At 66.4% G+C, this 13,225-nt stretch carries 15 protein-coding genes; 9 read left to right on the top strand and 6 right to left on the bottom strand.

Annotation, left to right across the window (positions count from 1 at the left end; translation table 11 throughout):
- Nucleotides 1–69: 69 nt before the first annotated feature.
- From LV82_RS06520 to dusB, 3 genes are read right to left on the bottom strand one after another with little or no spacing between them, the layout of a single operon-like run.
- Nucleotides 70–1,440, bottom strand: a complete 1,371-nt coding sequence (locus tag LV82_RS06520) for a response regulator (protein WP_104070116.1) — start codon at nt 1,438–1,440, stop codon at nt 70–72.
- Nucleotides 1,440–2,519 carry a two-component system sensor histidine kinase NtrB gene (locus tag LV82_RS06515; RefSeq protein ID WP_104070115.1) on the bottom strand — a complete coding sequence of 360 codons (1,080 nt, stop codon included), beginning with the start codon at nt 2,517–2,519 and terminating at the stop codon, nt 1,440–1,442. Before LV82_RS06515 ends, LV82_RS06520 begins: the two co-directional genes overlap by 1 nt.
- A complete protein-coding gene (gene dusB / locus LV82_RS06510; protein ID WP_104070113.1) occupies nt 2,516–3,556 on the bottom strand; it encodes a tRNA dihydrouridine synthase DusB in 1,041 nt (346 codons plus the stop codon). Before dusB ends, LV82_RS06515 begins: the two co-directional genes overlap by 4 nt.
- 209 nt (nt 3,557–3,765) lie before the next feature.
- On the opposite strand from dusB, the gene LV82_RS06505 reads away from it, so the two are divergent.
- From LV82_RS06505 to LV82_RS06490, 4 genes are all read left to right on the top strand, one after another.
- Nucleotides 3,766–4,896, top strand: a complete 1,131-nt coding sequence (locus LV82_RS06505; RefSeq protein WP_104070112.1) for a bifunctional 2-C-methyl-D-erythritol 4-phosphate cytidylyltransferase/2-C-methyl-D-erythritol 2,4-cyclodiphosphate synthase — start codon at nt 3,766–3,768, stop codon at nt 4,894–4,896.
- A complete protein-coding gene (locus LV82_RS06500) occupies nt 4,893–5,393 on the top strand; it encodes a phosphatidylglycerophosphatase A family protein (RefSeq protein WP_104070110.1) in 501 nt (166 codons plus the stop codon). Before LV82_RS06505 ends, LV82_RS06500 begins: the two co-directional genes overlap by 4 nt.
- The gene (locus LV82_RS06495; protein WP_104070109.1) at nt 5,390–5,863 is read left to right on the top strand and encodes a CinA family protein; all 474 of its coding nucleotides are present in this window, start codon (nt 5,390–5,392) and stop codon (nt 5,861–5,863) included. Before LV82_RS06500 ends, LV82_RS06495 begins: the two co-directional genes overlap by 4 nt.
- Before the next feature lie 229 nt (nt 5,864–6,092).
- Nucleotides 6,093–7,271, top strand: coding sequence for an ammonium transporter (locus LV82_RS06490; protein WP_104070107.1), 1,179 nt, complete (start codon nt 6,093–6,095; stop codon nt 7,269–7,271).
- A 62-nt stretch (nt 7,272–7,333) separates the two neighbouring features.
- Here the strand turns inward: LV82_RS06490 and LV82_RS06485 are convergent, their stop codons facing one another.
- Nucleotides 7,334–7,813: a type II toxin-antitoxin system RatA family toxin gene (locus tag LV82_RS06485; RefSeq protein ID WP_104070106.1), complete on the bottom strand. Its 480-nt coding sequence runs from the start codon at nt 7,811–7,813 to the stop codon at nt 7,334–7,336.
- A 65-nt stretch (nt 7,814–7,878) separates the two neighbouring features.
- Between LV82_RS06485 and hpt the strand changes: the two genes are divergently transcribed.
- Together hpt and LV82_RS06475 are read left to right on the top strand one after the other, a co-directional pair.
- Entirely contained in the window at nt 7,879–8,436 is a 558-nt protein-coding gene (hpt, locus tag LV82_RS06480; protein ID WP_104070280.1) for a hypoxanthine phosphoribosyltransferase, read from the top strand.
- Nucleotides 8,433–8,624 carry a hypothetical protein gene (locus tag LV82_RS06475; RefSeq protein WP_104070104.1) on the top strand — a complete coding sequence of 64 codons (192 nt, stop codon included), beginning with the start codon at nt 8,433–8,435 and terminating at the stop codon, nt 8,622–8,624. Before hpt ends, LV82_RS06475 begins: the two co-directional genes overlap by 4 nt.
- Here the strand turns inward: LV82_RS06475 and LV82_RS06470 are convergent, their stop codons facing one another.
- On the bottom strand, nt 8,625–9,470 hold the full coding sequence (locus tag LV82_RS06470; protein ID WP_104070103.1) for a LysR family transcriptional regulator: 846 nt from the start codon (nt 9,468–9,470) through the stop codon (nt 8,625–8,627).
- 206 nt (nt 9,471–9,676) lie between these two features.
- Here LV82_RS06470 and LV82_RS06465 point away from each other — a divergent pair, with 206 nt between their 5' ends.
- The 3 genes from LV82_RS06465 (at nt 9,677) to LV82_RS06455 (ending at nt 12,132) form a co-directional block, all read left to right on the top strand.
- On the top strand, nt 9,677–10,141 hold the full coding sequence (locus LV82_RS06465; protein ID WP_170063363.1) for a c-type cytochrome: 465 nt from the start codon (nt 9,677–9,679) through the stop codon (nt 10,139–10,141).
- A gap of 78 nt (nt 10,142–10,219) precedes the next feature.
- A complete protein-coding gene (locus tag LV82_RS06460; RefSeq protein ID WP_425427733.1) occupies nt 10,220–11,125 on the top strand; it encodes a cytochrome c in 906 nt (301 codons plus the stop codon).
- A gap of 110 nt (nt 11,126–11,235) precedes the next feature.
- Nucleotides 11,236–12,132: a hypothetical protein gene (locus LV82_RS06455; protein WP_146065134.1), complete on the top strand. Its 897-nt coding sequence runs from the start codon at nt 11,236–11,238 to the stop codon at nt 12,130–12,132.
- Nucleotides 12,133–12,184: 52 nt separating this feature from the next.
- Here the strand turns inward: LV82_RS06455 and lipA are convergent, their stop codons facing one another.
- The gene (gene lipA / locus LV82_RS06450) at nt 12,185–13,135 is read right to left on the bottom strand and encodes a lipoyl synthase (protein ID WP_104070099.1); all 951 of its coding nucleotides are present in this window, start codon (nt 13,133–13,135) and stop codon (nt 12,185–12,187) included.
- Nucleotides 13,136–13,225 lie beyond the last annotated feature (90 nt).

Raw genomic sequence — 13,225 nt, 5'->3', positions numbered from 1 at the left:
AAGCCACGACCGCAACATCTTGCGTCCCAACGACGCGGAAACTCGGCCGGGACGCGGACTGTTGCGGTTTTACATCAATTTGCGCCGCCGTGTCACGCGGATATCGAGATCGCTGATCTTCTTGCGCAGCGTATTGCGGTTGATGCCCAGAAGATCGGCGCAGCGCACCTGGTTTCCGCCCGTGGCCTCGAGCGCGATCTCGATCAGCGGCAGCTCCATCTCACGCAGGATGCGGTCATACAGACCGGGCGGCGGCAATTCATCGCCATGCAGGTCGAAATAGCGCCGAAGATGCCGCGCGATCGCCGCAGACAGCCGATCACCGTCGGCCTCGGCAATGTTGCGCGGCAGATCGGCCGGCAGCGCGCCCAGCGCGGCCTCGACCTCGGCGCGCGAAATCTCGGGTTCGGCACCGGTCGCGGCAAGGCGACGGATCGTGTTTTCCAGCTGGCGCACGTTGCCCGGCCAGCGCCAGGCGCGGATCAGCTCCATCGCCTGGGCGGACAGACGGCGCGGCGCCAGACCCTCTCTCTCGGCGCGGGCCAGGAAATGCTCGGCCAGCAGCGGGATATCCTCGACACGGTCGCGCAACGCGGGCACCGAAAGCGTGACGCCCGCCACGCGGTAAAAGAGATCTTGCCGGAAGGCGCCGGTTTCGGTCCGGCTGGCCAGGTTGACCTGGCTGGTCGCGATGATGCGCGGGGCGGGATCGGGCAGCGCATCCAGCATGCGCACCACGCGCGCCTGGGTCGCGGTGTCGAAGTCGCCGATCTCGTCCAGAACCAGCGTCCCACCGCGCACGCGCGACAGCACCGTCGCAGGGCCATCCATGCCATGCAGATCGGGACCGGTCACCACCACGAAGGGCAACGCGCGACGGTCAGAGAAGTCGTGGATCGCCCGCGCCACCAGCGACTTGCCCGAACCGGATTCGCCATCGATCAGGACCGGCAGGTCGGTGTTCATCACGCGCGCGACCAGCCGATAGAGCGCCTGCATGGCCGGCGTGCGGCCCACCAGCGGCAGATCCTCGGCCGTTTCCCGCGGGGCGGGTTCCGCGCGGGGGCGCGGTCGTCCGCCCTGGGCAAGCGCCCGGCCTGCGCGCTTCATCAGGTCGGGCAGATCAAAGGGCTTGGGCAGATAGTCGAAGGCCTCGGCCTCGGCCGCCTGGATGGCGGTCATGATCGTGTTCTGCGCCGAAATCACGATCACCGGCAGGCCGGGCCGCAGCTCGGCGATCCGTGGCAGCATCTTCAGGCCATTGCCGTCGGGCATGACGACGTCCGAGATGACAAGATCGCCCTTGCCCTCTTCGACCCAGCGCATCAGCGTCACCAGGCTGGCCGTTGCGTGGACCTTGCAGCCCGCGCGCGTCAGCGCCTGCGTCAGCACCGTGCGTATCGTGCGGTCATCGTCTGCGACAAGAACGGTTCCGTCCATTACGCATTCTCCGTTGTAGCGGCGGCAACGGGCAGCGACAGCCGGACCATCGTGCGCCCCGGAACCGAGTCCACCGAGACCCAGCCGCCGTGATCGGTGACGATCTTCGACACCAGCGCAAGGCCCAGCCCCGTGCCATTCTCGCGCCCTGAAACGAAGGGTTCGAAGATGTCCCCAGCGATCTCGGGCGGAATGCCGGGACCGTCGTCGATCACCTCGACCTGCAGCGGCAACGCGACCAGGCGCCCATCGGGCATGCGCAACCGCAATCCGTGGTCGTAACAGGTGCGCAGACGTATCGTCCCGGGCTTGCCGCCCGAGGCTTCGGCCGCATTCTTCAGCAGGTTCAGCACCACCTGCACCAACTGGTCGGCGTCCCCCAGGGTGGGCGGCAACGAGGGGTCGTATTCCTCTTCGATCCGCATATGGGCCGCAAAGCCCAGCTGCGCCGAGCGCCGCGCGCGGTCCAGAACGTCATGCACGTTGACGGGCCTTGTCTCGGGCGGGCGCAGGTTGCCGAATTGCTCGACCTGCTCAAGCAGCTTCACGATGCGCCGGCTTTCGGCCACGATCAGGTCGGTCAGTTCCTGGTCTTCCTTGGGCAGCGACATCGAAAGCAGCTGGGCCGCGCCCGTGATGCCCGCAAGCGGGTTCTTGATCTCATGGGCCAGCATCTCGGCCATGCCGATGGCCGAACGCGCGGTGCTGCGCACGCCCCGGCCCCGCCCAAGCCGCCCGGCCAGCTCCTGCGGCTCGATCATCAGGATGATATGGCCGTCCTGGCCCTGCAGCGGCGCGGCCTGAAGATTGCAGATGACCGGCGCGCGATCACATGTGCCGACATCGACCTGATTGACGAACAGCGACGACCGCTGTGTGCGGACGCGGGTCAACACCTCTTTCAATGGGGCATCGATCGTCAGTTTCTCGAACACGTTCTGGCCGCAGATCGCCTTGCGCGAAAGGTTCAGGAATTCCTCGGCCGCGGGGTTGAGCTCGACCACCCGGTCGGATTCGTCCACGATGACGGCCGCGACCGGCAACGAAGCCCAGAGCGTCTCGGCCGAAGGCAGGCTCATGCGGCGCGCCTTTCCCCCGGTCCGGCGTCGGAAAATCCCCGCGCGATCAGGTCCAGTACGCGCCCCGGCGTTTCGGCCACCATCAGCGCCTTGCGGATCTCGGGCGCGATCCCGGCTTCGTCGGCATACCAGCCCAGATGCTTGCGCGCGACGCGCAGGCCCAGATCGACGCCATAGAACTTCAGCATCGACTCGTAATGTTCTGAAATCAGGTCACAAAGCGCCTGCCCCTGCGGAACGTCCGGAGACGGCGCGCCGGACAGATCGGCGGCGATCTGCGCCAGACGCCAGGGCGCGCCCTGGGCGCCGCGCCCGACCATCACGCCATTCGCGCCGGACTGCGCCAAGGCCGAACGGGCCGAGACCGGATCAACGATATCTCCATTCACGATCACCGGGATCGACACGGCCTGCCGAACCTGCGCGACCGCGGCCCAGTTCGCCCGGCCCTTGTAGAATTGCTGCCGCGTGCGGCCATGGACGGTGATCATGCGGATTCCCGCCTGCTCGGCCCGTCGGGCAAGCTCGGGCGCGTTCAGGCATTCCTCGTCCCAGCCCAGGCGGCATTTCAGCGTGACCGGCAGATCGACCGCGCCCACGACCGCATCGATCAGCCGCAGCGCATGGTCAAGATCGCGCATCAGCGCCGAACCGGACAGGCCGCCGGTGACCTTCTTTGCCGGACATCCCATGTTGATGTCGATGATGCGCGCGCCCATGTCAGCGACGACGCGGGCGGCCTCGGCCATGGGCGCGGCCTCGCGCCCGGCAAGCTGGACCGAGGTGGGGATGTCATCGGCCAGCCCCAGATCGGTGCGCGCCTTTGCCCGGACCGAGGGCTTGCGCGTCAGAAGCTCGCCCGAGGCCACCATCTCGGACACGACGAGGCCCGCGCCGAACCGGGCCACCAGACGACGAAACGGCAGATCGGTAATGCCCGCCATGGGGGCAAGCAGCACCGGCGGGTCGATCGTGATCGGCTTGCCGTGTGGCGCGGCAAGCGCGATCGGGCTGTCAAGGATCGGGCCGGATGACATGGATTGGCTCACCGCGAATTCCTGCAATTGCGTGGGTTCGGATTACCGGCCGGCGCGGCATGCCGCAAGGCGCCCCACCGATCTTCGCCAAAAAATACAGCACTTGCACAATTTTCAGGCAATATCCGGCACGGGCTGCACGGCGACGGGGCATTGCCCGAACGGCCTCGCCCGGCTACAGCAATCGCCAAAACCGTTGGGGGATCCAGATGTCGCAGACGGCCATCATCATTGTCGCCGCCGGGCGGGGAACGCGCGCGGGCGGGGGCGAACCAAAGCAATGGCGCATGCTGGGCGGGCAAAGCGTGCTGGCGCGGACCGTGCGCGCCTTTGAACCCTTTGGACCGGTCGTTCTGGTCCTGCATCCCGACGACATGGCACGCGGCCTCGCCGAGTTCGGCGGACGCACGGTGTTGGTCGCGGGCGGAGAAAGTCGCAAGCAATCCGTAAGAAACGCCTTGGAAACACTTGATGAAAAACAGGTTTCCCGCGTCCTTATCCATGACGGCGCGCGACCCTTTGCATCGGCCGATCTGATCCGCCGCGTGTTGACGGCGCTTGAGGGCTCCCCGGCCGCCGCCCCGGCCCTGCCGGTGACGGATGCGCTGTGGCGGGGGGAGGATGGCCGCGTTGTCGCGCCCGTATCACGCGACGGGCTGTATCGTGCGCAGACGCCACAGGGCTTCCGTTTCCCGCAGATCCTGCAGGCGCATCGGTCCCATGCAGGAGATGCCGCCGATGATGTCGAGGTCGCCCTGGCCGCCGGGCTTGACGTGGCCATCGTGCGGGGCGAGGAAGACAACATCAAGCTGACCTGGCCCGAGGACTTTGCCCGGGCCGAACGCATCCTGGAGGGACGCATGGATATCCGCCTGGGCAACGGCTTTGACGTGCACGCCTTTTGCGAAGGCGATCACGTCATGCTGTGCGGCATCCGCGTGCCGCATGACCGGGGTCTTGCCGGCCATTCCGATGCCGATGTCGGGATGCACGCATTGACCGACGCGATCTATGGCGCGCTGGCCGCGGGCGATATCGGCCGCCACTTTCCGCCCAGCGACCCGCAATGGAAGGGCGCGGCCAGCCACGTCTTTCTGTCACACGCGGCCGAACTGGCCCGAACGCGCGGCTTTTCCATCGGCAATGCCGATGTGACGCTGATCTGCGAACGCCCGAAGATCGGACCGCATGCCATTGACATGGCGAGGGAACTTGCGCGCATCATGGGCGTCGAGGCCGAACGGGTCAGCGTCAAGGCCACGACCTCGGAACGGCTGGGCTTCACCGGGCGCGAGGAAGGGATCGCGGCAATCGCAACCGCAACATTGGTGAAGACATGACCTTGCATGGCATCCTGGCGACCTGGTTCGGTGTCGGATATCTGCGCCCCGCCCCGGGCACATGGGGCTCGGCCGTGGCGGTGGCGTTGGGCGTGCTGATCCACAAGCTGGGGCATTTTCCGCTTTTGCTGGCGGCGACCGTTCTGGTGATCCCGCTGGGCTTCTGGGCGACGCGCGGGCATGTCGCGCAGCGGGATGATAAGGACCCTTCGGAAGTGGTGATCGACGAGGTCGCGGGACAGTGGATCGCGCTTCTCTTTCCTTCCGCCGGGTTCTGGTGGGCGGGGCTTGACAGCTGGAGCTTCCCCTGGCCGGGTTGGGTGGCGGCGTTTGTCTTCTTCCGCCTGTTCGACATCTGGAAGCCTGGCCCCATCGGTCGCGCCGACCGCCTGCACACGGCCGATGGCACTATGATCGACGACCTGTGGGCGGGCCTTTTCGCGGGGCTGGCGACGATCGTCGCGGCCGCGATTTCGCACGGGATCATGGCGGCATGACAGAGGCCAGGGAATTGCTGGATCTGGCGCGCCGGCGCAAGGCGATGATCGCCACCGCCGAAAGCTGCACCGGCGGGCTGATCGCGGGCGCGATCACCGATGTGCCCGGCTCGTCCGACATCTTCGACCGGGGCTTTGTCACCTATTCCAACGCGGCCAAGCGCCAGATGCTGGGCGTGCGCGAAGCAACCCTTGCCGCCCATGGCGCGGTCAGCGAGGAGGTCGCGCGCGAGATGGCCGAGGGCGCGCTGCGCCATTCAGAGGCCGATCTGGCCGTTTCGGTGACCGGGATCGCCGGCCCCGGCGGCTCGGAGCACAAGCCCGAGGGGCGGGTCTGTTTCGGGCTGGCGCGCAGGGGCGGGCCGACGCGGACCGAGACGGTCGAGTTCGGCCCGCTGGGCCGGGCGCGGGTTCGGGCCGCCTCGGTGGATCATGCCCTTGGCCTGCTGATCGCGGCGCTGCGCGACTGACAAAGGGTGCCCCGGAATCGGGCGGCCCCTTGCCGTCCTGCACAAAAGACGGGCGCTTTCCGGTTCGCATGTCGCGCATCGATTGTGCAGATCGGCATTATTGCTGACCAATAATTCGGCAGTTGTGGAATTGCCCATCCACAGGGCGGACTTTCGAGACTTGCCGCTTTTCCCGGCACGGCCGATGCGCAATCTGCCCCCGACCGACCATGCAAGGGGGATGAGACACATGAATGCAGCCGATACCGCATGGGTCCTGGTGGCCACCGCCCTGGTCCTTCTGATGACGCTGCCGGGGCTGGCATTGTTCTATGGAGGCCTGGTGCGGGCCCGCAATGTGCTCAGCGTCTTCATGCACTGTTTTGCCATTGCCGCGCTGATGAGCGTGCTGTGGCTGGCCATCGGTTATTCCATCGCCTTTGGCGGAGAGGGGGCGCTGTGGGGCGGGCTGAACCGGGCGTTCCTGTCGGGTGTCACGGCCGACACGCTGTCGGGCGCCCTGCCCGAGATCGCCTTCTTCGCATTCCAGATGACCTTTGCGATCATCACGCCCGCGCTGATCGTGGGCGCCTTTGCCGAAAGGATCGGCTTTGCCTTTGTCCTGTGGTTTTCCGCCCTGTGGATGCTGCTGATCTATGCGCCGGTCGCGCACTGGATCTGGGGCGGCGGCTTCATGGCCGATGGCGGTCTCTTCGGCGAGATCGGCACGCGCGATTTCGCCGGCGGTATCGTCGTCCACGAGACGGCGGGCCTTGCCGCCCTGGTCCTGGCCATCATGGTCGGACCGCGCAGGAACCGCACGACGCCGCCGCACAATCCCGGCTATGTCGCCATCGGCGCGGGGCTTCTTTGGGTCGGCTGGTTCGGTTTCAACGGCGGGTCGCAACTGGCCGCGGACGGGGGCGCGGCAATGGCGATCGCGGTCACGCATGTCTCGGCCGCCGCGGCATCGCTGAGCTGGGCCCTGTGGGAACGGATCAAGTTCGGGCGTGCCTCGCTGGTCGGCCTTGTGACCGGCACCATCGCGGGCCTTGCCTCGATCACGCCGGCCTCGGGATTCGTCGGCCCTGTCCAGGCGCTGGTCATCGGCGCGGTCGCGGGCATCCTGTGCCAGGAAGCCGTCGGGCTGATCCGCAACCGCCTGCGGATCGACGATACGCTGGACGTCTTTGCCGTCCACGGCGTGGGCGGGATCTTCGGGACGGTCATGATCGCGGTGCTTGGCAAGGGCAGCCTTGTGGCCCAGCTTGGCGCATTGGCGATCGTCGGGGCTTTCACGGTGGTCGGAACCTGGGCGATCGCGCGGATCGTGGGCCTGATCGCGCCGATCCGGGTCGATGCCGAAACCGAGGTCAACGGGCTCGACCTGTCGATCCACGGCGAACGGGCCTATGACATCAATTCGTAAGCCGAATCCGGCCTGAAGATCACGCGGCGCGGGGGCAGTTCCCCGCGCCGTTTCCCTTGCCGTCAGGCGCCCTGCCCCGCGCCCGCGGTTCCGGGGCCGTTCAGCGCGCGGGCGCGATCCTCGAAGGCGCGGACGACGCGGTGCATCGCCTCGTCGAACATGACGCCGATCAGCTTTTGCAGGATGGCGTTGCGAAAGGCGAAATCGACAAAGAAGGAAACCTCGCACCCGCCCTGCGGCAGGTCGCGAAAGGTCCATTCCGAGCGAAGATGGTGAAACGGCCCGTCAAGATATTCGGTCTCGATCCGGCCGTCGTCGGGACGCAGGGTGACGCGGCTGCCAAAGCGTTCGCGGAAGACCTTGAAGGCGATGACCAGATCGGCCTCCATCACCTCGGACCCGTCAGGCTGGGGCCTGCGGGAGCGGATGCGCGCGGCGGCCGTCCAGGGCAGAAACTCGGGATAGCGCGCGACATCGGCGACCAGATCGTACATCTGTCGCGCGGTATAGGGCATCACACGGGTTTCGGAATGCGCCGGCATCGTGGGTCCTTCGTGACTCTGGCCCTCCGTGTCGCTAAATGGTGCCGGAAATTCAAGGGGGCCACATGACGCGGCAGAATCATGTGATCGACGAGATGATCTCGGCCAAGGCCATCGCAGCCCGGGTCGAGGAACTGGCGCGCGAGATCACGCGCGCCTTTGCGGGCACCGACAAGCTGGTCGTCGTGGGGCTGCTGCGCGGCAGCTTCGTCTTCATCGCCGACCTGGTGCGCGAGATCGACCTGCCCGTCGAGGTCGATTTCCTCGAGGCGTCCTCGTACGGCAATGCGATGGAATCCAGCCGCGAGGTGCGCATCCTGAAGGATCTGCGGGGCGAGATCGCCGGGCGCGACGTGCTGGTGGTCGAGGACATCGTGGATACGGGCTTTACCCTGCACCATGTCCTGCGCCTGCTGAAGAACCGCGAGCCGCGCCGGCTCGAGGTCTGTGCGCTGCTCGACAAGCCCTCGCGCCGGGAAGTGCCGATCCGGGCGACATGGACGGGGTTCACGATTCCCGACGAATTCGTCGTGGGCTATGGCATCGACTATGCCCAGCGGGACCGGAACCTGCCCTATATCGGCAAGGTCCGCATGCTGGAACAGCCGGAGCCGAAGGAATGAATATCCGCCACCTGTTGCGGATGGCCAAATGGGCGCGCAACCCGCCATCCGAGCGCATGGTCAAGCTGGTGCTGGGCGTGATCGCGGTCTGCCTGGTCCTGGCCGGGGCCGAGTGGCTGGGCCTTCTGCCCGACTGGTTCGGCCTGCCGGCACGCCCCCCGCGCCCGCAGATCCGGCCGCTGCCCTGATCACGCGTCAAGCGCGCGGGCAAGGCCCCGGACCAGCGCCCGGCGCACCGTCGCGATGCGCGGCAGATCGGCGAGATCCGCATGGCTGGCCACCCAGACCGGGACGTCCATGGGCGGCGCGGCCCCTTCGACCGGCTCGAGCCGCGCATCGGCCCGGCCCACGACGACCGGCACCAACGCAAGACCAAGGCCCCGCGCGGCCAGCTCGGCCATGACCATGAAACTGTCGGCCGCGCCTGCGCGCTGATCGGCGGGAACGGATGATGCCAGCCAGCGGCCCGCCACGCTGCGCGAAAGCGGCCCAGCGGCGCCGATCCAGGTCTCGACATGCGAACCGCGCGCGCGGAACACGCCGAACCGCATTCGTCCGGCGACTTCGCCGGCCAGATCGTCGGGCAGACGTTCGGTCGGGCGCACGGCGATATCGGCATGCAGCCGGCCAAGATCGAGATGCGCGTTCGAGCACAGAAGCTCGACCCGAAGACCCGGCTCGACCCGCTGCAGATCGGCCAGGATCGCGGGCAACACGAACCGGCACAGACTGTCTGTCGATGTCACCCGAACCTCGCCATGGACGGGCGCGCGGCTGCCCTCGATCAAGCGGGCGACACGCAACACGGCCTGTTCCACGTCCTCCATGGCCGCGATGAGGCGGGCACGTTCGGCCGGAACCTCATAGCCGCGGGCCGAGCGTTCGAAGATCGTCGTGCCGGCGGCGGTCTCGAATGCCGCGATCCGGCGCAGCACGGTGGCGTGATTCACCCCCAGCCTGCGCGCGGCCGCGCTGACCGAACCTTCCTGCGCCACGGCCAGAACGTGGCGAATGTCGTCCCAGTTCGTGCGCATGCGTCATCCTCACGCGATCGTGACAGGCAAAGGCAGCGGCTTGCGTCCATCCTGTCGTCTCGGAAACCGCCAGGTTCCGGGCCCTTTTGCGCCCTGTGCGAATATTAAACAGTTACATGCAAAAATTGCGAGTGGTGTGAAAATTTGCCTCGGCTACACTTGCGGGTACGGCGAAATCCATGAAGACCCTTCAGGGAGACGAACAGATGAAGAAGCTTTTTGCGGGACTGACACTGGCCGCCATGGTCATGGGGGGCGCGGGCCTTGCCCAGGACAAGCCGCCCTTCGCGATGGAGATCAAGGCGCGGCAGGGCATCATGGCCTACCGCGCGCTGAACCTGGGCCGTCTGGGCGCCATGGCCAAGGGCGAGGCGGAATACAATGCAGAGGCCGCGCAGGCCGCTGCGGATGCACTGGCGGCATCGGCCCAGCTGGATGAATCCTTGCTGTGGCCCGAAGGGTCCGACCATTCGGCCAACCCCGCCACGACGGCCGATGCCAAGCTGTGGGACATCGAGACCGATTACGACGGCAAGCATACCGAGTTCGTGAACGCCGCACTGGCCATGCAGCAAGCGGCGGGCCAGGGGCTGGATCAGCTGAAGGCCGCGATGGGGCCGCTGGGTGCGTCCTGCGGCAGCTGCCACAAGGCGACGCGCATCCCGAACTGACGGCGTATCCTGCACTGGGTCGGGGGCGCGCATCGCCCCTGACCCATCGCTGACGCAAAGAACGTCCAAGGGGAAGGCATGGCCTTGAAACGGCGAATCATCTGGCTTGCTGCGGGCCTTGGGGGTCTGGCCATGGCGGCATGGATCCTTCTGGCTCCGCAGCCCCTGTCGCAGGACGCAATGGCGGGGCTGACCGGCGATCCGGTGCGGGGCGAGCAGGTTTTCTGGGCCGCGGGATGCGCGGGCTGCCATGCCGATTTCGATGCGAAGGGCGACGAAAAGCTGATCCTGCGCGGCGGCCAGCGCTTTGCCTCGCCCTTTGGCACCTTCGTTGCGCCCAACATCTCGCCCCATCCGCAGGCGGGGATCGGCAGCTGGTCGGCACTGGACCTTGCCAACGCGATGAAACGGGGCGTGTCGCCAGAGGGAGAGCACTATTACCCCGCCTTTCCCTATGCCAGCTATGCCCGCGCGGACCTGCAGGACATCGCGGATCTGCACGCATTCCTGATGACCCTGCCCCCCGATCCGACGCCTTCGCAACCGCATGAGGTCGGCTTTCCCTTCAACATCCGTGCCGCACTGGGGGGCTGGAAGCTTCTGTTCCTGACGGACGACTGGGTCGTGACCGGCGATCTGACCGAACAGGAGGCGCGCGGCCGCTATCTGGTCGAGGCGCTGGGCCATTGCGGCGAATGCCACACACCGCGCAACGCTCTGGGCGGAATGCAGCTGAACCTATGGCTGGCCGGTGCGCCCAGCCCGGACGGAAAGGGGCGCATTCCCAACATCACGCCCGGCGCGCTGGACTGGTCGCAGGCCGATATCGTCGAATACCTGACAAGTGGCTTCACACCGGACTATGACAGCGCGGGCGGGCACATGGCATTGGTCGTCCAGAATACCGCCCATCTGCCCGAATCGGACCGCGCCGCCATTGCGGCCTATCTGAAGCGCGTGCCGCCCGTCGCCGAACGGCCCTGATCCCGTTGCAGCGCGGTCACAAGCCGCTGTTGCCCAAGGAAAATCAATTGTGGTCGGGCCGCGACTGGCATAGCCCGTGCCTGCACACAAGTACCAAAGGGGAAACCAACATGATGAGTCGCAAAGCGGCCCTGTCCGCGATGGCCGCCGCAGCGTTCCTGCCACTGGCCGTCAACGCCCAGGACGTGAACATCGAAACTTTGGGCGTTCTGGAGCTCGAATACCTGTCGGGTGACGGCGCGGACGAAACCCTTGTCTTCGGCGATGTCAGCCTGTCCGTGGATCCGGGTCTGGGCCAGACCGGCCTGGGCTTTGACGGTGGACTGTACGGTCTGGACGGCGATGGGTTCGAGGGTGAGCTGATCGCCTTTGGTGCTCTGACCTACCGCACCAGCTATGGCAAGTTCAGCTTCGGCGTGCCGCGCAGCGCAGCCGGCACCTATTCGCGCATGCCGGAAATCGGTGGGTCGCAATACTTCGCGGCGGAAACGCAAGTCTTCACGGATGGGATTGTCACCTATGCCTATCTGCTGGATGGCGAGACCCCGATCGGCCTGCGCTACGACGGCGATTATGGCGCGCTGAAGGGGGCGGTGTCGCTGCATCGCTTTGACGATTCCGATGTCGATGTCGCCGACATCGCGGTCAGCTTCGACACGGGCCGCTTCTTCGTCAATGGCGCTTATGAAAGCGTCTGGCTGCCGTCGACCTCGGTCCAGTCGACCCTGCATCTCGAGATCGGCGCGACGGGCGCGAACTACGAGGCCGGGATCGGCTATACCGTGGGCTCGAACCTGGTCGACGATGCGCTGATGGCCTGGGCGACCTACCAGCCCAATTCGGCCGTTGCGGTGACCGCCAGCCTGCTGGATATCGACGGATTGTCAGCCATCTATGGCCTCAGCGGCACCTACAGCTTTGCCAGCGGGGCATATCTGCAGGGCGGTATCCTGGATTCGTCGGATGCCGACGCGGTGTTCGACCTGTCGCTTGGCTACAAGTTCTGATCGAACGAAACATGCGTGCGGCGCGGGGGACACCCCGCGCCGCAGCAGATCTTCAGGCCCGGCCCAGCCTTGCCAGCCGCGCGGCGCGCAGGCGGGCAAAGTCCTCGCCCGCGTGATAGGATGACCGTGTCAGCGGGGTGGCGGAAACCATCAGGAAGCCCTTGCCATAGGCGGCCTTTTCATAGGCGGCGAATTCCTCGGGTGTCACGAAGCGCACGACGCGATGGTGCTTTGGCGTGGGCTGCAGGTATTGGCCGATCGTCAGAAAATCGACATCGGCCGAGCGCATGTCGTCCATCACCTGGCGCACCTCCTGGGCGGTTTCGCCCAGGCCCACCATCAGGCCCGACTTGGTGAACATCGTCGGATCCAGCTCCTTCACCCGTTGCAGCAGGCGCAGCGAATGGAAATAGCGCGCGCCCGGGCGAACCGAAGGATAGAGCGAGGGAACCGTTTCAAGATTGTGGTTGAACACGTCCGGGCGGGCCTCGACGACCTTTTCAAGCGCCTCGGGTCCGCATTTCAGGAAGTCCGGCGTCAGGACCTCGATCGTGGTTCCGGGGGAACGATGGCGGATCGCGCGGATCGTCTGGGCGAAATGCTCGGCCCCGCCATCCTCGAGATCATCGCGATCGACGCTGGTCACCACCACATGGGCCAGACCCAGTTTCTGAACGGCATGGGCGACGCGGCCCGGCTCGAACGGGTCGAGGGCATCGGGGCGACCGGTGGCCACGTTGCAGAAGGAACAGCCGCGCGTGCAGATTTCGCCCATGATCATCATGGTCGCGTGGCCCTGGCTCCAGCATTCGCCGACATTGGGGCAGCCGGCTTCCTCACAGACCGTGACCAGGCGGTTTTCCTTCAGGATGTCGCGCGTCTTCCTGTAGCCCTCGGAGGTCGGCGCCTTCACGCGGATCCATGCGGGTTTCCTGGGCTGCTCCTGATCGGGGCGGTGGGCCTTTTCCGGGTGGCGCTGGTCGGGGATCTTCAGGTCGCGCATGGGCTCTTTCCTTGCTGCGGTTCCCTTTCATCTACGCGCTTGCGCGGGCAAAAACAATCGCGAAGGCAGACCGCATGGCCGCATTGCATG

It is taken from the genome of Albidovulum inexpectatum, from assembly GCF_002927635.1.
GTDB classification, from domain to species: domain Bacteria; phylum Pseudomonadota; class Alphaproteobacteria; order Rhodobacterales; family Rhodobacteraceae; genus Albidovulum; species Albidovulum inexpectatum.
This window is presented reverse-complemented; position numbering and strand designations above follow the sequence as displayed.